This window comes from Rhodococcus sp. WS3 (assembly GCF_003797085.1).
Lineage (GTDB): Bacteria > Actinomycetota > Actinomycetes > Mycobacteriales > Mycobacteriaceae > Rhodococcus_F > Rhodococcus_F globerula.
In genome coordinates this window covers 216,172-235,930 of record NZ_RKMA01000005.1, presented here as the reverse complement: position 1 = coordinate 235,930, position 19,759 = coordinate 216,172, and the positions used below count along the sequence as shown (strand labels likewise).

Annotated in this window: 21 protein-coding genes and 1 pseudogene; 5 read left to right on the top strand and 17 right to left on the bottom strand. The window is 60.3% G+C overall.

Translation table 11 applies throughout. The annotated features are described in order from the left end of the window. Positions 1 to 240 precede the first annotated feature (240 nt). Both EEB13_RS31745 and EEB13_RS30585 read left to right on the top strand, forming a co-directional pair. Positions 241 to 399 (top strand): hypothetical protein, encoded by a 159-nt coding sequence (locus EEB13_RS31745; protein WP_162487696.1) that lies wholly within the window; start codon positions 241 to 243, stop codon positions 397 to 399. A gap of 33 nt (positions 400 to 432) precedes the next feature. Beyond that, positions 433 to 621: pseudogene (locus tag EEB13_RS30585) on the top strand (malate:quinone oxidoreductase); the annotation flags it as partial. Between the two features lie 444 nt (positions 622 to 1,065). Here the strand turns inward: EEB13_RS30585 and EEB13_RS30580 are convergent. The 11 genes from EEB13_RS30580 to EEB13_RS30535 all read right to left on the bottom strand — a co-directional run bounded on the left by EEB13_RS30580 (position 1,066) and on the right by EEB13_RS30535 (position 10,668). Continuing rightward, a complete protein-coding gene (locus EEB13_RS30580) occupies positions 1,066 to 1,395 on the bottom strand; it encodes a hypothetical protein (RefSeq protein WP_141486975.1) in 330 nt (109 codons plus the stop codon). A gap of 65 nt (positions 1,396 to 1,460) precedes the next feature. Beyond that, positions 1,461 to 1,757 carry a hypothetical protein gene (locus EEB13_RS30575; RefSeq protein WP_141486974.1) on the bottom strand — a complete coding sequence of 99 codons (297 nt, stop codon included), beginning with the start codon at positions 1,755 to 1,757 and terminating at the stop codon, positions 1,461 to 1,463. Positions 1,758 to 2,073: 316 nt separating this feature from the next. Continuing rightward, positions 2,074 to 2,340: a hypothetical protein gene (locus EEB13_RS30570; RefSeq protein ID WP_141486973.1), complete on the bottom strand. Its 267-nt coding sequence runs from the start codon at positions 2,338 to 2,340 to the stop codon at positions 2,074 to 2,076. Positions 2,341 to 2,420: 80 nt separating this feature from the next. Next, the gene (locus tag EEB13_RS32555) at positions 2,421 to 2,618 is read right to left on the bottom strand and encodes a helix-turn-helix domain-containing protein (RefSeq protein WP_141487017.1); all 198 of its coding nucleotides are present in this window, start codon (positions 2,616 to 2,618) and stop codon (positions 2,421 to 2,423) included. A gap of 735 nt (positions 2,619 to 3,353) precedes the next feature. Continuing rightward, a complete protein-coding gene (locus EEB13_RS30560; protein ID WP_141486972.1) occupies positions 3,354 to 4,691 on the bottom strand; it encodes an NAD-dependent succinate-semialdehyde dehydrogenase in 1,338 nt (445 codons plus the stop codon). 32 nt (positions 4,692 to 4,723) lie between these two features. Further along, positions 4,724 to 6,337, bottom strand: coding sequence for a thiamine pyrophosphate-binding protein (locus tag EEB13_RS30555; protein WP_045063325.1), 1,614 nt, complete (start codon positions 6,335 to 6,337; stop codon positions 4,724 to 4,726). Further along, a complete protein-coding gene (locus EEB13_RS32550; RefSeq protein WP_353805973.1) occupies positions 6,334 to 6,567 on the bottom strand; it encodes an arginase family protein in 234 nt (77 codons plus the stop codon). Before EEB13_RS32550 ends, EEB13_RS30555 begins: the two co-directional genes overlap by 4 nt. 145 nt (positions 6,568 to 6,712) lie before the next feature. Next, positions 6,713 to 8,002 carry a metal-dependent hydrolase family protein gene (locus EEB13_RS30550; protein WP_052683259.1) on the bottom strand — a complete coding sequence of 430 codons (1,290 nt, stop codon included), beginning with the start codon at positions 8,000 to 8,002 and terminating at the stop codon, positions 6,713 to 6,715. Further along, positions 7,999 to 8,781, bottom strand: a complete 783-nt coding sequence (locus EEB13_RS30545; RefSeq protein WP_084702365.1) for an amino acid ABC transporter ATP-binding protein — start codon at positions 8,779 to 8,781, stop codon at positions 7,999 to 8,001. The genes EEB13_RS30550 and EEB13_RS30545 overlap by 4 nt, the downstream gene beginning before the upstream one ends. Continuing rightward, positions 8,778 to 9,641: an amino acid ABC transporter permease gene (locus EEB13_RS30540; protein ID WP_222839832.1), complete on the bottom strand. Its 864-nt coding sequence runs from the start codon at positions 9,639 to 9,641 to the stop codon at positions 8,778 to 8,780. Before EEB13_RS30540 ends, EEB13_RS30545 begins: the two co-directional genes overlap by 4 nt. 100 nt (positions 9,642 to 9,741) lie before the next feature. Then, positions 9,742 to 10,668 (bottom strand): ABC transporter substrate-binding protein, encoded by a 927-nt coding sequence (locus EEB13_RS30535; protein ID WP_162487699.1) that lies wholly within the window; start codon positions 10,666 to 10,668, stop codon positions 9,742 to 9,744. A 379-nt stretch (positions 10,669 to 11,047) separates the two neighbouring features. Here EEB13_RS30535 and EEB13_RS30530 point away from each other — a divergent pair, with 379 nt between their 5' ends. Both EEB13_RS30530 and EEB13_RS32240 read left to right on the top strand, forming a co-directional pair. Further along, complete coding sequence (locus tag EEB13_RS30530) at positions 11,048 to 11,629, top strand: helix-turn-helix domain-containing protein (RefSeq protein ID WP_045063329.1); 582 nt, start codon at positions 11,048 to 11,050, stop codon at positions 11,627 to 11,629. Positions 11,630 to 12,778: 1,149 nt separating this feature from the next. Next, entirely contained in the window at positions 12,779 to 13,381 is a 603-nt protein-coding gene (locus EEB13_RS32240) for a hypothetical protein (RefSeq protein WP_239654576.1), read from the top strand. A gap of 405 nt (positions 13,382 to 13,786) precedes the next feature. Here EEB13_RS32240 and EEB13_RS32545 read toward each other — a convergent pair whose 3' ends face one another. Further along, entirely contained in the window at positions 13,787 to 14,065 is a 279-nt protein-coding gene (locus tag EEB13_RS32545; protein ID WP_162487700.1) for a hypothetical protein, read from the bottom strand. After that, complete coding sequence (locus tag EEB13_RS30515; RefSeq protein ID WP_141486971.1) at positions 14,049 to 15,449, bottom strand: MFS transporter; 1,401 nt, start codon at positions 15,447 to 15,449, stop codon at positions 14,049 to 14,051. Before EEB13_RS30515 ends, EEB13_RS32545 begins: the two co-directional genes overlap by 17 nt. Positions 15,450 to 15,731: 282 nt before the next feature. Between EEB13_RS30515 and EEB13_RS30510 the strand changes: the two genes are divergently transcribed. After that, positions 15,732 to 15,890, top strand: coding sequence for a transposase (locus EEB13_RS30510; protein WP_141486970.1), 159 nt, complete (start codon positions 15,732 to 15,734; stop codon positions 15,888 to 15,890). Positions 15,891 to 16,882: 992 nt separating this feature from the next. On the opposite strand, the gene EEB13_RS30505 is transcribed toward EEB13_RS30510, so the two are convergent. The 4 genes from EEB13_RS30505 to EEB13_RS30490 all read right to left on the bottom strand — a co-directional run bounded on the left by EEB13_RS30505 (position 16,883) and on the right by EEB13_RS30490 (position 19,758). Beyond that, positions 16,883 to 17,080 (bottom strand): hypothetical protein, encoded by a 198-nt coding sequence (locus EEB13_RS30505; protein ID WP_141486969.1) that lies wholly within the window; start codon positions 17,078 to 17,080, stop codon positions 16,883 to 16,885. 77 nt (positions 17,081 to 17,157) lie between these two features. Further along, complete coding sequence (locus EEB13_RS30500; RefSeq protein ID WP_045063336.1) at positions 17,158 to 17,415, bottom strand: hypothetical protein; 258 nt, start codon at positions 17,413 to 17,415, stop codon at positions 17,158 to 17,160. A gap of 1,014 nt (positions 17,416 to 18,429) precedes the next feature. After that, on the bottom strand, positions 18,430 to 18,621 hold the full coding sequence (locus EEB13_RS30495) for a hypothetical protein (RefSeq protein ID WP_045063338.1): 192 nt from the start codon (positions 18,619 to 18,621) through the stop codon (positions 18,430 to 18,432). 339 nt (positions 18,622 to 18,960) lie between these two features. Next, positions 18,961 to 19,758 carry a hypothetical protein gene (locus EEB13_RS30490; RefSeq protein WP_045063341.1) on the bottom strand — a complete coding sequence of 266 codons (798 nt, stop codon included), beginning with the start codon at positions 19,756 to 19,758 and terminating at the stop codon, positions 18,961 to 18,963. Position 19,759: the final 1 nt, after the last annotated feature.

The following is a 19,759-nucleotide window of genomic DNA, read 5'->3' as shown; positions in this document are numbered from 1 at the left end:
CCCACGGTTGATCGACATCGAAACCGACCTGATCATTTCGGCGCGAACGCGCCGAAACCGAAGGCTGGCAAGGAGAAATCGAAGGCATCGACCTCACACTCAAGTTCCTCCGCGGCAAGCGCGATGAAGTGCGCCGACGCCTCGGTCGCATGGCAAAGCTCGGGATCCCTGTATTGAGAGGCCCACGCCCTACGCTCACATCAACAACCAAATCAACCGAACGACGGAGCACCTCAAGCCATGGCGACATTTCGACTGATACTCGCTCTCGCGTCACTAATCTGCATCGCGTGGGGCATTGCCGTATTGCTCGCGATCGCACAGCCAGTGGGGTGGGTATTGATCGCTATCGGCCTCATCACCGGTGCAATCAACGTCGCATGTAAGGGCCGGGACTAGTTGCCCTGTCAACTAAATGGTCAAACATACTGACTCGGCGCGTCCCCCGGAGCTTCTACAGCAGTGTCGATCATGCTCGAACTCCTGGACCGGTGTTTCCCTGACCGTCGCGAGCAGTGGGCGCCCAAGCTGCTGGAAATGATCCCCACCATGGGGACCACCCTTTTCGATGACCCGAAACTCGCCCAACTAACGATGGCGAAGACTGCCCTCTGCGCCTGACAGCGCCGACTTTTCCGACAGTGTAGGTGCGGCGGAGGACGGAACTGTGAACGACGCGCCGTCAATGTTTTGATGCTGTGACCGGGGTCGGCGAGGCATCGATTCGGCCTTGTATCAGACAAGAAGGCTTGCTTAGTGCAGAGAAATCAAGCGGGCCCAGGCATGAAGTTTTTCCGGGCATGGTTGCTTCCAGCCGCAGACCGCCGGCAAGTACGCGAAGCGGAAGCCGATCGGGGCGCTGTGCATTCTTCGCCAACGGAAGGGCGCGGTTCATATCGAAGATCACGGGGTCTGGGCTCTGCGAGTTGGTGCAGGATCGGCGTCAGCGGCCAGGGCTCTCGCCAGCCGGTGAAGTCGGGTGCGGTCATAACGCCCTCGGCATCACCTGCGGGGAGGGCCGTCCGGGGTCGTGTGGGGTCCAACCCACCACACCATCAGTGGGGCTCAGATCCAACCTGGTGGCCTGGGGTCGCATGCCGCGTCCGCTGACCTCGACATCCACGCACACCCCTGTAATGCGACCATGCCCCTGACCAATACCTGTGTATCCGACGACACGGGATTGGAGCCGTATATCGGCACCGCCCACCGCCCCTCCGTTACGACGAGGCAGGCACCTTTGGTGCGCGCGCGGGCGATGACTGCACGTGCCCTGGTCGGCGGGACATCCGCTCCGGCAAGCCCGAGAACGACGAGATCCAATTCGTCGAGGAGGATTGCGGCCGCGTCAATTGCCGTCTCGCTCGGGGAGGAAATCAGTGCACATTTTCCCAAGTCAGCCCCCCATTTCGGTGGCGGCCAGTAGCCCCAGTTTCGGGAGTCCGATAATCGCGGCATGCTTACCGCTGCCGGTCACCGAAGCGAGCAAGCTGAGTAGCACCGATGATGCTCCGTACACAGAGACGACGGAACCGCGGGCGAGGCCACCTCTCGGGAGCAGTCTGCCGATCTCCGGGTGAACCTCGAGGACGCTCGACGGACGATTCGTGGGCTGCTTCCTGACGGATCTCGAATCGCGCTTCGGCCTGCACGGCGGCCCCGTCGGTACGTGCGGGAATCGAGGCCATGCGGCGACGTAGCGCCTCGATACGGTCGCGGCTCGACAGCTCCGCGAGTGTGAGCGGGTCGACGGTCACGTGTGGGGACCTCCTCCGTTATGGCCCTGATCCCCCACTCTAATCGAACATATTTTCGTTATCGAGGTGGGGCAGGGCGCACGGAACACGGCTACACCCGGCAAGCCCTGGCCAGAGCCCGCCGGAAGCAATACCGTGTGAGGTGCAGAGCGGCGAGTATCGAAGGGGTACCTCTGCCCGCGACGCACAGATGGCCCGCCTACCGGCTGTGTACTCGCCGGGGGTGGGCCATGTGCCGTATCGCGGGAGAACATCCTCTAAACGATGAGCGCTAACGCGTTGCCCGTCAGCTCTTTTCGACTAACAAGGTCGAGTATCACGGTGCGGGTTTCACGCTATCGAGATACGCGGTGACAGCCTCGTCGACGCGCGCAGGGAGGTCGATGTCTTCGCGGAGGACCGCGACGGCGTCGACGGCGCCGACGAACCCAGCGCAAAGGTTCCAGGCGAGGCGATGACCGCGGGCGTCGTCACCGACTACTGCGGCTTTGATCCCCTGATCAACCAGCTCACTGGTGAGATCGACCCATTCCCGATATGCCTGGTGCCCGCCGTCGACAGCGGATTCGAGGGTCGGTTTCATTCCGGCGCGCAGGTGCACATCACTTCTCGACCTTGCGGGCGAGGCCGAGAAATACCTCGCGAAGTTGCCTGGTAGCAGGTTCACCGGTCGCGGCAGCATCGGAAACTGCACGCAACGGCGAGTGACCAACGGTCAACGAGCTGCTGCGGAATGGACTGCTTGGACGGGAAGTGGTGGAACAGACCGCCTTTGGTGAGGCCGCCTGAGACGATCACGTCGTTGATGCTCGCGGCACTGTATCCGCTGGCGCCGAAGACCCTGGCCGCCCCGGCAAGAATGGTCGCGCGGGTGGCAACGGCCCTGCGCTATAGGCGTGGTTTCTTAGGTTTCGGGCGTGGAGCCGGCAAGCACGTCGATAGAATTGCTCATAGCTTCAGTCCATTCTGTGGCTTTCAGCCCTGACGGTGTTCGCCCACCGTCAGGGCATTTTCGTGGAAGTAGAGGCAACGAGTCGACACTCGTTGCGGCACCGCGGTCAGGGCACATTCACCGCGCAGTCAGGGGCATCAATCGCTGCTTTCGTCTACCGAACTACTTCGAGCGGCAGGCTCGATCCCCGCTTCCTCGCATAGGCGCCGAAGCATCTCGGCATCGCCGCGAAGACCAGCCGCGGTAGGAATCGCAGGCGGCGGCCCGTAATTCCCTCGAAAGCAGGTACGGAACGACTGAACGCCGAACTGCTTCTTGACCTCTGCCAGCTCCCCGGCCGCATCGAAGAAAGTCCTCGAGCTCTTCAGGGGTGAGTACGCTCAACGCGTCCGTGATCATCTGCACCCGCTGCTGAGCGCGCACTTCCGCAGATGGGGAACGGCGCGGCTCTGGCGTCGATGTCGATTGCGGCGCCGTTGAATCGGACTTCGTTCGTCGGCGCAGTTGCTTGAATGTCTTCACAGCTAAGCGTTTTCCTATCTGACCTGCCGTCGAGTAAGTATGGATCGTTTGTGCGTTATTTCACTTGTTGACGAGTTTGGCTACCTTAAATATCCTTCGCGCGTTGCAGGTGTGCCCGTGCGTTAACGCACCGTTCGAATCAGCTTCTTGTTCACGAACTCATCAATGCCGAGACGTCCCAACTCGCGACCGAAGCCCGAGCGCTTCACGCCGCCGAAGGGAAGCTCGACGCCTTCCATCCCGACGCCGTTGATGAATACCATGCCTGCATCGATTCGGTCTGCTACGCGCTGGGCTTGCTCTGGGTCGTCTGTGAATACATAGGCGCCCAGGCCGTATGGAGTGTCGTTGGCGAGCCGCACGGCTTCTGCCTCGTCTCGGGCTCGGAAAACCATCGCGACAGGCCCAAAGAGCTCTTCGGAGTAGACGGCATTGTCTCGGGTGACCTCGGTCAACACAGCGGAAGGAAACTGCGCCCCGCTGCGCCCTCTAGAGGCTGCAAGTCGAGCACCAGAGCTGACAGCATTCGCAACCTGCAATTCAAGTTTCTCGGCTGCCGCAACGGAGGACAACGGAGCGGGCGTAATAGCGATTAGACGCTCTGTGAAAAGTGCTAGGAAGCGGTCGTATAGGTTCTCATGCACGATCATTCGTTTCGCTGCGTTGCACGCTTGGCCCGAGTTCTCCATCCGTGCTGTGACGGCGGCGTCGACGGTGGCTTCCAGATCAGATGCACCGAGCACGATGAAAGGGTCGGACCCGCCGAGTTCGAGGACGACCTTCTTCAGGTGCCTTCCGGCGATCTCGGCGACTGCGGAGCCCGCCCTCTCGGAGCCGGTTAGTGACACGCCCGTGACTCGAGGATCGGCGATGACTGACTCGATCTGCACATTGCTGGCGAATAGGTTTACGTAGGCGCCGGCTGGAAGCCCGGCATCAACGAAGATCGCTTGAAGTGCCTCTGCCGACTGAGGGCATTGAAGTGCATGCTTGAGTAAAACTGCGTTCCCAGCAGCAAGGTTGGGACCGGCGAACCGTGCCACTTGGTACACGGGGTAGTTCCACGGCATGATGCCCAACAGGACGCCCATCGGGTGCTTGCGGATGATCGCGTTGCCCTCGCCGCGCAGGATCGGTACCGGCTCGTCGGCCAAGAAGTCAGCGGCGTTGTCTGCGTAGTAGGCGTAGATGTCCACGCTGAAATCGACCTCAGAAAGGGCCTCGTCGAATGCCTTGCCCATCTCTCGGCTCATCGTCGCGGCAAGCTGATCGCGACGTTCTTGGTGTAGTCGCGCAACGTCTCGAAGGATGAGTGCCCTATCAGCGACATTGAACGTGCGCCATGTTTCGTACGCAGCATGCGCTGCAGCAATGGCGTCGAGTACCTGCTCGTCGGAATCTTCGGGAAACTCTGCCACGACCGTCCCGCTCCAAGGGTCGGTCACCGTGAAGATGGTCATCGGTTCTCCATTTCTTGGCGAAGTCATCAGCGTCATAGCCGTCTAGGGTCGATAGATCGGCCTGAATGCACGCTGTGGTAAATCACCGTTGGTCGATCAGCTAGGAGAGCCTCACGCGCCAAAGCTCCGATGTCCGTCACGTGCTTCGCTTCCACGCCGAAAGCGCCGATTGCGCGAGCGAGTCCGACCATGTCCGGGCGGTAGAGGTCCACCGCTTGTGGTTCGATTCCTCGTTCGAGCATCTGCTCACGTATTTCGGCGTAGCCGCCGTTATCGACGATCACAACCGGCAGAGGCAGCTGAAGTTCGGTGGCGGTGATCAGTTCCTGGATCGAGAACATGGCCGCACCGTCGCCAACCAGGACGATCACCGGTCGTCCTGGGTCAGCAATCTTTGCGCCGATAGCAGCGGGGAGACCGTAGCCGAGGGTTGCGTACCCGGTCGGGTAGAGGAGCCGGTTGTCTGGATTGAACGGCCAGAAATGCACGGTCCCGTAGTAGGTGACTTGCGAACTATCACCTGCGATGACGGTGCCGGGTGGCATAGCGTCGCAGAGCACCTGCTGGATGAGCGCCCAAGGGCCTGCGTCCCGCAATGCGTCGATAGTTATCAGTTGACGGTCGGCGTCGGTAGTTGATGTCCACTCGACTTTCCGTTCCTCGAGCGACTGAGCAATGTCATGGAGAACGGAGTTGGCATCTCCCTGAACGGCAATGTCGGCATCGACGTTCTTGTGCAGCTGCGCGCGATCGATATCGATACGGATGATCTTCCTATCGTCCCCTCCTGGCGCGATGGTGCCGCCCCAGAGGTCAGAGTCACCCAGTTCACTACCGACGATGATAAGGACATCTGCTTCATTCGCGAGGGAGTGAGCGGCACTAAGGCGGATTGATGCTCCCAATGCGGAAGCATGACCTTCATCAAGCACGCCCTTTCCGTTCACCGTCGTCAGTACTCGGAGACCTCGGTTCGCGAGGGCAAGGATTGGGCCGCTGGCGCGCCGGGCTCCGCCGCCAGCGATGAGGAGTGGACGAGTAGCGCCCTCCAGGGCATCCACAATTCCGGTGATCGGTGACGACGGCGCACGAACTGGATGCTCTTGGACCTCCACGGTGGTGCGCGTCCATGACCCTTCCAATACGTCGACTGGGATCTCGATGTGGACTGGGCGGGGGCGCCCGGTCGCGAAACTGGCGAAAGCAGACGCTATGGCCACCGGGATTTCTTCGGCGGATTCGACTCGAATGCTGGTCTCGCAAACCGAAGCGAGCGCTGCCTGCTGGTTCTTGAGCTCGTGGAGCCAGCCGATATCCCTGCCCACTGTTCCTCGCAGGGGGCCCGGCGAGATCGCCAGTACTGGAATGGAGTCTGCGTATGCGGTTGCCAATGCTGTAATCGCATTAGTGATCCCCGGACCCGAGGTCGTGATCACCACGCCAGGCGAGCCGCTCACCCGAGCAAACCCGTCTGCTGCATAGCCGGCACCCTGTTCATGGCGGGTGACCACGTGCCTGATGCCCGACGCCGGGAGGTAACGGTAAATCTCAAGGTTGTGTGTGCCGGGAATGCCGAACACATCGGTCACGCCGTGTGCTGCAAGGGCGTCGACCACCGCCGCGCCGCCAGAGACTTGCTCCTTCATCGAGCGTCGGCCCCTTCGTTTTGGGAACGCGTAACCATCGAGGCCCGCAAGTGTGCGGGACCGAAGCGGACGCAGGGTCGATAGCGCACTCCTGAGTCGTACGGCATACCAACGATTGCGAAGTCGACCTTATGTTCCTCGTCTGACCGTGGCAGGCGCGCAACGGTTGATGGCTCGCAGAAATGAGGCACTACGGTCGCATCGAGTGGACCGTGGTTGAGCTGTGACATGGTCCGAACACCTCCAAATTCGGTAGGGATGGTGAGAGCGCTGTATTTCCCTGTCCGGGACGTCTGTTGAGCCGTGACGGTCGGAACGGGTGAGGAAGGCGTCCAGTACAGCAGTCCCGTACTGGACGTCGAAAAGTTGATTGAGCTAGAAGGGAGTACTGTTTCCAACTCCGGTTGCTGGTCGCTTTTCCAACACTCCCCGTTTCCATACGTGAGAAATGAGGGAGGGGTCCTCCAGAACCGATAGATCGACGATTGGTTCCCCCTGGACGGCTATGAGGTCTGCCTCGTACCCCACAGCCACCTGCCCAGAGCGCGGAGCCCTCGGCCCGAGGGTGCGTGGGCCATTCACCGTAGCTGTATCGATCACATACTGATTTCTCATGCCAGCCCGTGCTAGGCAACCCAGCTCACGTGCATTGCGCCCCAGTTCGGCCGCCTGCCCTGGGCGCGAGCTGTAGGAATCGGAGCCGAGCGCGATCGGAATCCGTCGTTCGATGGCGTACTCGAGCGACGACTGATGGCGGGGTGCGATTCGTCGCTCTTTCTCGAGTACGAAGTCGGGCACACCGGACTCGGCCCCCAGAGCCAGTTCGTCCTCGATGATCAGCCTAGTGGGGACAAGTACCGCGCCGGCAGACAACATCTTGTCAGCGACCTCCTCGTCTATGTCACCCCCGTGTTCGATGGTCGTCACACCGGCGTCGAGGGCCGCCAATGTGCCTTTCTTCCCCAGACAGTGGGCGGCCACTGCGAGGCCCAGTCTGTTCGCCTCACCCACGATCGCTCGGATCTCGTCATCGCTGAAGTTCTGAGCCTCTGGATCGTCGCGCTCAGACCCGACTCCACCGCTGGTCGCGATCTTGATGACCTGCGCTCCGGCGCGGACCTGCAGGCGAACCGCACGGAGGCACTCGGGGACCCCGTCGCATTGGTGATAAAAAAACCCAGGGCCGGAGAGCGCCGCGACGAAGTCCACCGGGTACCTATGAATGTCAGCATGTCCTCCCGTGGGGCTTATCATGGCCCCCGCTGCATGGACTTTCGGTCCACGCACGCTACCTTCATCGATGGCCTGCCCCGCGATCACACCGAGTCCGCCCATTTCACGGACACTTGTAAATCCGGCATCCAGCAGTCTGCCTACATCCGCGACGATCCTCATCGCCGAGAGTGCCAGTGGGGTGCATAAAATCTCGTCGAATGCGCCGTGTTGGAGCCCGAGTAGGTGGACGTGCGCATCCCAGAGGCCGGGCATCAGCGTGGGCACGTGCACCGAGCCCTCTTCGCGGTAGCCCTTCGGCAGACTGCTCTCCGGCCCGACCCAGAGGATCGTGCCTCCTCCGAGAACCACCGCCGCGGTCTCAAGAACTTCGCCGTGGGGCAGGTAGACCCGGTCGGCAAGGATGACAGTGTGTTCAGTGGTGGTACTCAATACGAACTCTTGAGGAACTCAAGTACACGAGGATGCTGAGGATTGTCCAGGACCTCGTCCGGCGTACCGCTCTCGACAACTCGTCCCTGGTCCATGAAGACCACGGTGTCCGCGACGTCGCGTGCGAACCCCATCTCATGAGTGACGACGACCATCGTCATGCCCTGGGCAGCGAGTTCCCTCATAACTGCCAGAACCTCACCTACGAGTTCCGGGTCGAGGGAGGAAGTTGGCTCGTCAAACAGCATGATTCTCGGCTTCATCGCAAGCGCGCGCGCGATCGCCACCCGTTGTTGCTGCCCACCCGACAAGTGGCGTGGGTACGAATTCAGGCGCTCCCCCAGGCCAACTCGTTCCAAAAGGTCAGTCGCTTCGGAGATCGCTTCAGACCGCTTGAGACCACGAACCTGAATAGGCGCCTCGATCACATTCTCCAAGGCGGTCATATGAGAGAATAAGTTGAACCTCTGGAACACCATCCCGATGTCTGCCCGATTGGCCGCGTTCTGCTTCTCTTTCAGACGCCAGATCGTTCCATCTCTGTGCTCGTATCCGACCAGGCGGTCGAAGACCTTGAGTTCTCCCCCACTGTAATCTTCCAGATGGTTGATACATCGGATGAAAGTGGACTTGCCAGATCCGGAAGGGCCGATGATGCACACGACCTTTCCTTCATGCACGTCGAGGTCGATTCCACACAGGGCCTCAAAGTCTCCGTAGTACTTTCGCAGCCCGCGCACGCTCACGACGGGGCCAGCAGTCAAGGGTTGTGTTGTCACGGCTTCGCCCTCCTTGTCTTCAAGTGGCTCATCGAGATTGCAGGGGTTTTCCGCATCTTTAAGCGGTTCATTGAGATGGCGCGGGTTTTCCGCGTTTTCGTGGCCTTGCCGCTGATGCGTCGCTCCAAGAGTCCCTGCAGGTACGTCAAGATGGTCGTCATGATGAAGTACCAGATGCTGGCAACGATCAGCAGCGGAATGACCTGGTAAGTCCGCGTGTAAATCGTCTGGACCGAGTAGAGCAGTTCGGAGGTGCCAATCACGCTGACGATCGATGTCATCTTGAGCATTCCGATGACCTGATTTCCAGTTGGGGGGATGATCACTCGAAGTGCTTGTGGTAGCACGATGCGCATGAAGGTCTTCCGTCCGCTCATGCCCAGTGCCGTCGCAGCCTCTGGCTGGCCTTCATCGACCGACTCGATACCCCCGCGAACGATCTCCGACATGTATGCCGCCTCGTTCAGGCCAAGTGCAAGCACGGCCGCCAGGATTGGAGTAATCAGTTGGTTGGTGTCCCAAGAACTCACTGACGGTCCGAATGGGATACCCAGCCTAATGACCGGGTACAGTGCGGCCAGGTTGAACCACAGGATCAACTGCACCAGGAGTGGAGTTCCGCGAAACAACGCTACGTAAGCCGTGCCGATGATGGACAGCAGTTTGTTTCGGGAGCGGCGCATCACCGCGATGACGATCCCGAGAAGGATGCCGATCGTCATGGCCAGTGCCGATAGCAGCAGAGTGAGGCCTAGCCCCGAGATCACTTTGTCAGACCAGAAGTACGTCGCGACGACGTCCCATTGGTATGCGGGGTTGGTGGCTAGGGAGACCACGACTGCTGCGGCAAGCCCGCCCATGATCGCCGCCGCGATCCACTGAAGTGGACGAGGACGGCTTCGGGCATGAAAGATGCCGACCGCGGTTTGAGCGTGTGGAAGAGTCTTCATGTACATCCGGCTAATCCTTCGTGCCGTTGATGACAATCTGGTCGACGGACATCATGTCGAGTCCCCACTTGGTCAGCAACTCCTGGTAAGTACCGTTTGCGAGCAGATCGTTGAGGGCCTCGGCGATGGCCTGGGTCAGTGGGCTGCCCTTCGGAAGCGCCAATCCCACGTAGGTCTTGTGAACCTGCTCATCGTCAGTGAGCTCGAGCTGATCGGGCTGTTGCGAGGACATGTAGGCGCCCTGAGCGGTGTTGATCAGAGAAGCGTCGGCGCGGCCACTTGCAAGCGCGACGACAGGGTCGGATGACTCCGGCAGTTCGATAATGTTGAGCGGAGCCTTGCCATCGGCGCTGCAAGCCTCATCAAGCTCGGGGACAACGACCTGAATCTGGGTGCTGGCGACCACCACTGCCACCTTCTTGCCGCAGAGGTCAGACATGGACAGGCTCGTCGGGTTACCGGCCTTGACCATGAGGCTTGTGCCAAGTTCGACGTAGTCGACGAAATCGACGATCTGCTGCCGTTCGAGGGTGTCGCCAAAGCCGGATATGGCCAGGTCGTAGCGCCCGCCCTGAATGCCGGGCAGAAGGCTCGCGAAGCCAGCGTTCTCCGTGCGCACCTCAAGGTCTAAGGCTGCTCCGATCAGATTCGCCAGGTCGATGTCGAGACCAGTCAGCGTGTCAGCGCTGTCGAAGAACTCGAACGGTGGCTGAGCAGCGTTCACGCCGTTGACGATGTAGCCGCGATCGCGGAGGGACTGTGGGAGAAGGTTGATGGCAGCCTCGTTCGGCTGTGCCGAGAGTTCGACCGTACTGTTCTTGGCGGTTTCCAGGCTCGACGAGTCCGATCCCGCGGAGGAACAGGCCGAAAGGCCAGCGAGCAGAAGTCCGGTAGTGGCAATCGCAGCGCCTTGCTTACGCCACGACGATTGGGTCATTTTCATTGAGTATCGCTTTCTTCAGTCAGTGAAAGTGTCGGTCTCGAACTAGTAACCAGGCCGTTCAATCCGCTCCGACCTGATCCGAGTCCAGGTTGGAGAAGCTTTCGTCCGTTGTATTGCGCGAGCCAGTGCTTTGTTCCTCTCGCCCGTCCGCAGGGCCCGTTCGAGGGATCACCTCTCATGCCAATGTTCTGTGCCACGTAACCGTTCTGTGCCACGTAACCGTTCTGTGCCACGTAACCACTTTCGTGTCACGCAACCATTGCGGCTATGTTTCGTGTCATGCAACAAAGATTGTCAAGATCTTGAATCGTCCCGCTTGTGTTGTCAAGGGTTGGGCAGGAGATAAGCTACGAAAATTTCGTCAGGAGGAAATTTGAGACCCTTACCCATATCGCCAGGCAATGATGTCCGTATCGGTCCGAAGCTCCGAGCCGCAAGGACTGCCCGCGGATACACGCTTGAGCAGGTAGCGGAGGCGACGGGGCTGACCAAGGGCTTTCTCAGCCGCGTCGAACGAGACGAGACATCCCCAAGCGTGACCTCCCTGAGCATGATGTGCAGGGTGATGAGCATCGACGTCGGTTCGCTGTTCTCAATGCCAGATCTCTCCCTGGTCAGAGGGGAAGAGGCGCCCGCCATCAATCTTGGAGGGACAGGTGTCCGCGACCGCCTAATGACACCGCGTGGTCAGGCGATGCTGCAACTGATCCACTCGACCATCGAACCTGGAGGCTCGGGAGGAAGCGATCTCTACACGATCAACTGTGAGGTCGAAGTATTGTACGTCCTCAAGGGGTCGGTTGAACTCTTCTTCACTAACCGCGTTCAGAACCTCAGCGCGGGCGACGCGCTCACATTCGCCGGGGGTGAACCACATACGTGGGCTAACAGCGCCAAGCGGAGCGCGGAAGTCGTCTGGGTTCTCGTTCCAGCTCCGTGGAGTGGAAGCAATTGACCGTCCGGTTCATTCGCCGGAACAACTTGCTTAGAGTTGGCGCGGTTCATACCGCCGCCCTAGTTATTCCCAGCCAAGACGTTGGTGGCGGGCATGTCGGGAGTGTGTGATTCCTGCACCGTAGGCGCACCCGCCGACGGTGTCCGATACGAGGCGCCCAATCTGCCGCTGATGCTCGTCCGAATCGGCAATTCGAGGTCATCAAATGGACAATGCTCCGTCCGGCATCGAAGGTTTTTCCTGCGCCGAAAGCCGCTCGGGCTCAACGCGTTCGGATCAGATTGTGATGGCCTTCCGGCCGGGAAATTGGGGGTCCCGGGTTGATCCGGGCGAGACGACATCGGCATCCCACGCACGAACCGTCCTGGCTTGAAAGAGATAGAACCCCTCGGTGGTGGTCTCAATCAACCGTCGTCAACAGACCTGACTTGGTTCTGGCGGCAGTTTGCGGTTGGCCCGCAGTCGCCCTTCTGTCTTGACGGCCCCTACATCCTTTCCGGGTGTGGGGGTTGTTAGTTTGCTGTTCTGACCTGGGGTGATGGCACCTCCATTCTGATGGGGTTCGGGTGGGGGTGGTTCGGCGGATTGGTGTGGGCTCTGGCGTGGAGGATGAGTGCCGGCTGCCGGTGGGGTCCTATAGGGTAGGGAAGCATGATGACGATGAACCGGCAGACGCGAGACGAGGTCGCTTCGAGCGACCCCCTCCCCAGCCTCGTTTGATACTTGGGTACCGGTTTCACAGTTCCGATCAAATCCTTTCCATCGGTGGGGCAACGCTGCCGTCGGAGAACGCTTTCCGCGTCGTCATGGCGCTCGCTGCCGGATCCGCCGTCATCGCACTCGTCCTGGCCGGTTTCCGCCCTCGGTTCAACAGCTCCAACTCCCGCAAGGAGATTGGTAGCCAGCACACCGATACGTCGCCGACCACTTCGAAGGAATCCGCCCCGACACATTGATGCCGGTGTGCAGTCGGTCTCCCCTGTCCCCCGGAGGAGTCCAACTTCGTCGGGGGACAGGCGGATTCCATCACCATCGCGGCCTCGGTTTCACTTCGCTGATCTGGATGGGTGCCGAAGTGGCCCTGGTCGGGTTGGTAGGGCTGATCGGCCCATCGCGCAACGGCCAGCCCACGCGGAAGCTTGTCAGGTAGTGCATATCGAGGGCGGCCTCATCATCGGCGCCGGCCAGCGATCCGCGATTGCGACGCTCGTCGAGCGCAAGACGCGATTGACCATCCTGGTCGCGATCCGTGGTGGACACTCCGCCCAGATCGTCGGGTACGCTCTCATCGCTCGCTTCACGCGGATGCCCATCGCGCTGCGTCGGTCGCTGACCTGGGACCAGGGTAACGAGATGTTCCAGCAACAGCGCATCGCGGCCGCCGCCGCTGACAAGCTCGCCCACCTGACCGTGTACGAGCAGGCCTGCCAGAGCAACGGAGGCGGTGCGTACCTGCGCCGCGAAGGCATGTACTCCTCACTGATCAGCGAATGTCGCAAACAACGAGACGCGGGCGTCCTCGAGGCAAGAAACCCGGCAAACTCACCGCCGAACAGGCCGAGATCGCCCGACTCACACGCGAACTCGAACAAGCGAACAAGAAGCTGGCCGCTGGCCACCACCCAAACCGCACTGGGAATCATGAGAAAAGCACACGAGCTCTTGGGGCAACTCTCCGAGAGCGCAAATGTGGACGAGCAGCGCAAGAAGCGTCGATGCATGCCCATCACGAGCTCACCGAATCCGGTGTAACCACGAGGGATGCAAGCACATTGACAGAAATTGCGCGTTGCACCGCGGCGTGGGACAAAGCCCGCCTACGGCAGCAGATCCGGTTGTCTTCACTGCCGGGCGGTCCCGGAGAACAAACTCACCGAGGCGGAACGTCGCGGCGTCCTCGGCGTATTGTGCAGCGCCCAGTTCGTCGATCGATCACCGCTCTGTCTCTTGGCCGCGCCCCATTTGCCGGTTTGCCATCGTCGCCTCCTGGCTTACGGTGGCGTGTTCCGCTGTGAGCCTCCCGCCCGCCCTGTAGTAGTCGGATGCGTTGAGTTTCAAATTCGCATTAGTACCGGTATGCGATCGGCAGTACCGAATGCTATCGGGGTGCCTGTCAGCTGGCGTTGCAGCTCGAACGGGCGCTCGGGGGAAGTCGTTCTATGTTGGTTGTGGATCTGGGGCAGTTGGTTGTGCCTCTACAAGTGCGCGCAAGGCTGGTACGAGAAGTCTTTCGATGTCGCTGTGGTCAGCTTGGGCCATGGCTGGGACTTTCAACAGATACCGAGTGATGGTGACTCCTAGTGTGCAGGCGTTGAGCAACGCTGCCCGCAGCTCGGCGTCGTTGCCGCCGATAGTGGTTGCAACGACCGATTGAACTCGCCCCGTCTCGACGAGTAGATATCGGGAGGTGGCGCGGTAATCACGCCGTGACCGCAACCTTCGCGTCGTCGACGTCTGTAGTGAGCGTGGACGGCTTGCGCAGGAAGACGAACCAGGTCACTGCGATGCAGGCGATGTAGAAGGCGAGGAACACCCAGAACGCCATCGTCGCCGACTTCGCGGGGCTGGTGTACGACGCGCGCAGCACCAGGTTGATGCCGACACCGCCCAAACCGCCTACCGCACCGGCAAATCCGATGAGAGCACCGGAAATACTGCGCGACCACGTTGCCTTCTCCGCCCGATCCATGTGGTCGAAGCTCTGCGCCTTCGCCTCGAAGATCGCGGGGATCATCTTGTAGACCGATCCGTTGCCGATGCCCGAGAGCAGGAACAGTGCGATGAATCCGAGAACGAACGTCACCATGATCCCGGCACTTGCGACGCCTGCGGTGTTGTCGTCCATCGTCCCGGCCGTCACGAGGACCGATGCCGCGAAGGCCATGCCGACAAACGTCCACATCGTGATCTTTCCGCCGCCGATCCGGTCGGCGAGTTTGCCACCGAGGGGGCGAGCGATCGAACCGAGGAGAGGACCGATGAAGGCGATCTGGGCTGCATGCAGCGCCGCCGCAGCCGGAGTGGCACCGCCGGCGAGGAAGTTGATCTGCAGAACCTGACCAAAGGCGAAGCTGAATCCGATGAACGAACCGAACGTGCCGATGTACAGGAAGCTGATCACCCAGGACTCGGAGAACTTCAGCGCCGTGGCCATCGAGCGCAGGTCAGACTTCTGGTTACCCAGGTTGTCCATGAACAGTGCAGCGCCGACGGCAGCAGCCGCGATGAACACGAGGTAGACGGCGCACACGATCCACGGCGCACGGTTACCGACGGTGGCGATCACCAACAGGCCGATCAGCTGGATCATCGGAACACCGATGTTGCCGCCGCCCGCGTTGAGACCGAGCGCCCATCCCTTGAGCCGCTGCGGGTAGAAGGCGTTGATGTTGGTCATCGACGACGCGAAGTTACCGCCGCCGATGCCTGCGGTAGCCGCCACCAACATGAACGTGGTGTACGACGCACCCGGGTTCATCATCAGGTACAGCGTGAGAAGTGTTGGTATGAAAAGGAACAGCGCACTCATGACGGTCCAGTTGCGACCGCCGAAACGCGCGGTGGCAACCGTGTACGGAATGCGGAGGATGGAACCCACCAGGGTGGGAACCGCGACGAGGAAGAACTTTCCGGCCGCGTCGATGCCGTAGATATCAGTGGGCATGAACAACACCATGACGGACCAGATCGACCAGATCGAGAAGCCGACGTGTTCGGCTACCACTGACCAGATCAGGTTTCGCTTCGCGATGTCCTTGCCGCCGGATTCCCAGGCGTCGACGTCCTCTGCATCCCAATGCTCGATGTAATGACTCACCAGGGCCTCCTGAATGTGTGGGAGACCTAAAGGTAGAAAACGGTTATTGCGCCGGTGCTGCGCGCGGTGACCGAGAAGTCAATTGATCCTCACCCGGTGACAGGACTTGATGTGAGGACTATCGGGCGTGCCAAGAGTCCTCGAGCGCGCCGAACTACAAAGAGCAGGTTGATGATTGCCGCGTGGGAAGTTCTCGCCCAGTCAATTCGGAAGGCTGGCCTTGCCCCTGTGATGGACACGCTTGATCCTGGTGTCAGACCAAGGAAAGCGAGTAGATCTAACCCGATGACCAAAAAGAAGTACACTGAAGAGTTCCGCCGCGACGCAGTCGAGTTGTATCGCGAAACCGACGGCACGACCGTGGCCGGCATCGCCGCCCAATCCGACGCGGCGCTCCATCTTGCGTCCGCGCAGCCGATCTCGGCATATCCCACACCTCCCTGACCACATGGCTGCTGGTGCGGGTATCCCGATCCGCACACACCGCACCAGCAGTGCGCCGCAGCCGACCTCGGCGAGACACCACAGCAAGAAGCCGCCCGGCTCCGCGCCGAGGTCGCACACCTACCTGCGGAGAAAACCAAGCTCGAGACCAAGCGAGGCATCCTGCCATCTGTAGCCAAATATTTCGCCGGAGATTCAAGAAACATGAATCGATCTTCGACAAAATTTCTCTGCGCGGCAATCGATTTCAACTACAACAGGCTCTTCCCTACCGCCGCGTATCAGAGCGTCACACGGAGAAGGACTGATACTTCCCACCCGAGCAAAGTAGTCAGCGCCTACACGAGGACCGTACCCTGCGCCCACACCAATAACTCAGCGACATCGCGTGCGAGTCGAGTTCCAAATCCTCGACTCGCACGGGTTTGACGAAGCGACATCACCACAGTCATCCATGCCTGCTTTCTTGCGCGCATCTATGCATGCATGGGCGCGCGCAGCCTTGTATGTCCTCGTCGGTCAGGCAGCGATCGAGGACTCGAACATCCCGGTCCACGGCTCCGGACCAGCCACCACGCCCGCTCCCCGACACTGCAGATCGCACCTCGTCAGTTCTGTATCGACGGCAGGCGAAAACTGATCAAGGTACGGCACCTTGGGTTCTAGTCAACGCCGCAACACCGATAAATTCTGTGACTCTAGTAGTGCCTGCATCATCCCGTCACCGGCGATCGAGGGAACGCGATCGTCCACCACTTGCCTGCGATGCAGTGCCATCAAACCTTCATGGCACATCGATCTCGCTGCGGCAGAGCATATCTGAACAACAGGCATGGATCCCTGCACCACGGCGACCTGAACAGAGAATTCGCCGGAATACCGTTGTCGTCATCCCCACCAATTCGTAACTTCACTACGTGAAGTCAGTGCGCCGCCTCACACCGCATCCCCCAGAAACTGATCACCCCACCCCACGGGCCTGTCAACCCTCCTTACGGGATGACAGGTGGTCCGACAAACCGCGACACTCGACTCTCCCAAGCGGACCTCCGCGCGTTGTATCGCAACACCGCCGCCGCGGTGTAATCGTCTACGCTGTACCGCTCAGCGACAGCACCCACCAACCTCGCGGCCCCGTCCGCCCCACCATCCGCCAAAAGATCCGCGAGCACCGCCTCATCCGCAGCCACCAATTCGCCATCCCTGCTGTGGTCCACCACATGACAAACGATCAAAGCCGATTGACCGTTCGCCGGCTCCACAGTCATCACCACGGCGCCCGCAAAATACCGTCAACCAACTGCAGGACAACATGATTACAGTTCTTCGCACCAAGTGCGGCGGCCACCTCTCGGCGCACATCGCACAGGCCACGCCCCGGTTGGTTGACGTGACGTTCCACCGATTGGAGGAATACCCCACCGAGAATGCTCGATGCCGCACGGCACGCACTGACTGTCGACGTCGGCAGATCGACGACCATTCTGCCCACAAGCGCTACCGAACCATTGACCACTGCTTTCACCCTTCCTCTTTCCCCGCCGTTAGCCAAGAGCGGCGGATATAGGGCGACCCATCATGAACAAAAAATTCTACAACCACTCCAGTCGCCAGCCGGGACTTGTCAGCATCGATTAACGACGTGATCTGGCACCCAAAAAACGAACCAAGCCCAAAACCCCCAATACAGAAATCTTCCCAAACACGGGACTGGACCATCATCCGGTCGAGTACTGACGATCACCCGGGGCCCTCAATGAGTCTGTCGGTGAACGGAATTGACTAGGATAGCCCGCTCGCCGGGGGAATATTGCGACCCGCGTTCGTGACCAGTTCACAGACCCGCTGGCCCGAGACGGTGCACGTGATTGTGTTGCTGGCCGTCAACGACTAAAGCTAGCTGCTCATCGACGCCCACAGTCGGGGCTATACGCGCCGTGCCCTCAGTGCGAAACTTCGTCATCGCTGCTGGCGGCTTGCCGGATTATGCGGTTAATCTACTGCGCCGTGTCCTGCGCGCGCGACAACCCGAACTGAAAAAGAGGCAACTGATTTTCCGCAAGTCCCTCTAACGGAAACTCGCATTCCGAATGGTTAATACAACTCTCAAATAACTGTTAACTGCCGAAGACTGGCATCCGACACTCAGTGCCATATATATTTCTACCGCTCTCGCGACTGCTGATCCAGTCGCATAATTGAGCCGTCCCGCCGATGTGACATCCCCCAGATCGTCGGCGGGACAACAGGAATCGGCGCACAGCTTTCCGCCTCGACTCTCGGCATCCCCGGACCATTAAACCAGTCTGATCATCAACCGGCCGGATAGTTTCGCCATTCTTCGGCAAAACCATATGACCGCGCAGCGAACTGCCGGATACTCAACCGTTCACGCGGGCCCTGACGGGGGACGCCGTCATCACCACCGGCTCCTGCGCAATCCCATCACCCAATTACAGGACAACATGATGCAGTTATTCACACCGAATGCGACGGTGTGACCTCTCGGCGCACATCGCGCAGACCACGCCCCGGTTGGTTAACGTGACATTCCGACCCACCAGCCGACGGAATTCGACCTCCGCGAAGAATCGCATTTCGCCTTCGGCCACACCCCACACCCCTGCCCGCCCGACTGGTCCATCTCGGCCACAGCCGCCCGGACGGCAACTTCGAGCGCCTCGAGCACGACGGACGCCGCAGGGCAGCCCATCTTCGTTTCGCGCGACATGATCTCATTACCTTCGTCTCGAGCGCCGGAGCGCAAAGCCGACTGCCGATCAACAATCGGGAAAGTCGTCAACCCACATAACAGCGGCCCGATCAGGGCGCTGTTCGCCCGGCACGTCTATACCAACAACGACATGCATCATGTACACCCGGATGGACCGATCGAGGATCACAACGCCATCAACGAACAGAAAAATCTACTTAACGAAAAAGCTAGCACTCAATACACTAGTCCAGTACGACGCGTACAGCCCCGATTGCGCGCCCTGGGACCATAAGTGAGGCCGAACAACGCCTGTCGATGCGCACGGCGCGCGTATGGAACAACCAACGTTGGGTGTTATTTCCAGTCGATGTGGACGGACTCGATCGAGTCGAAGTGGAAGCCGAAATCGTTGCTGTACCGATCGAATCCCTTGTTTTCGGGATAGTCCAGCGTGGCATGCCGCTCGAGCAATGCCACCACGCGTGCGTTGTCGTCGTTGGCGAGGGCAGAGGCGAGTTCGCGCGATTCCTCTGCCGTGAACGGTACATCCGAGTTCGCGAAATCCAGTGTGCGAACTCGGTAGTCGTACCCTTCTTCCGATCCGTTGCGCACCGAGACGCCGCCCTTGACTCGGATGGTCGCTTTCTTGGGGGTACCGTCCGGGCGCAGAACGCCGGCACGCGTCATGATGTCGTCTGCTTTGACCTTCTTGAGTTTCTTCTTCGCATCCGCGCGCAGCTCGTTCGTCGCTCCTGACCTGTACCGAGAAACAGCGGACGGGGAGCGGCCGATCTTCTTCGCTACTGCGCCGATACCGCCGAGGCGCTCGATCGCTGCGCGGCGTTGTGCCCGCTCGGCGACATCTGAGTGCGGGATGCGGCCTTGTTGTGCCCACCGGCGCAGGGTGCGATCCGACGGTGGTGTGCGGCCGGCGTCGATCGCGGCTTGACGTAGTCCGTCGTTGCCGATCTGTGTGCGGATCTGCCTGACGGACACTTTGCTCGTCAGCCCGGCCAGTCCCCCGGTCTTGACGGTTTTGGACTTCTCGACTCCGCTGGTCGCGGCGTTGGCGACGGACACTTTCAGCCCGTCGAGTCCCACTGCCTGTTGTACGGGCTTCTTCGATCGGGGTTTCGGGAGATGCAGGGCCATC

Bases quoted from the DNA above. Each gene is read 5' to 3' on its own strand.
- EEB13_RS31745 (WP_162487696.1), top strand. From the start codon at position 241: ATGGCGACATTTCGACTGATACTCGCTCTCGCGTCACTAATCTGCATC.
- EEB13_RS30570 (WP_141486973.1), bottom strand. From the start codon at position 2,340: ATGAAACCGACCCTCGAATCCGCTGTCGACGGCGGGCACCAGGCATAT.
- EEB13_RS30560 (WP_141486972.1), bottom strand. From the start codon at position 4,691: ATGACCATCTTCACGGTGACCGACCCTTGGAGCGGGACGGTCGTGGCA.
- EEB13_RS30555 (WP_045063325.1), bottom strand. From the start codon at position 6,337: ATGAAGGAGCAAGTCTCTGGCGGCGCGGCGGTGGTCGACGCCCTTGCA.
- EEB13_RS32550 (WP_353805973.1), bottom strand. From the start codon at position 6,567: ATGTCACAGCTCAACCACGGTCCACTCGATGCGACCGTAGTGCCTCAT.
- EEB13_RS30540 (WP_222839832.1), bottom strand. From the start codon at position 9,641: ATGGGCGGGCTTGCCGCAGCAGTCGTGGTCTCCCTAGCCACCAACCCC.
- EEB13_RS30535 (WP_162487699.1), bottom strand. From the start codon at position 10,668: ATGACCCAATCGTCGTGGCGTAAGCAAGGCGCTGCGATTGCCACTACC.
- EEB13_RS30510 (WP_141486970.1), top strand. From the start codon at position 15,732: ATGACCAAAAAGAAGTACACTGAAGAGTTCCGCCGCGACGCAGTCGAG.
- EEB13_RS30495 (WP_045063338.1), bottom strand. From the start codon at position 18,621: ATGTCGCGCGAAACGAAGATGGGCTGCCCTGCGGCGTCCGTCGTGCTC.
- EEB13_RS30490 (WP_045063341.1), bottom strand. From the start codon at position 19,758: ATGGCCCTGCATCTCCCGAAACCCCGATCGAAGAAGCCCGTACAACAG.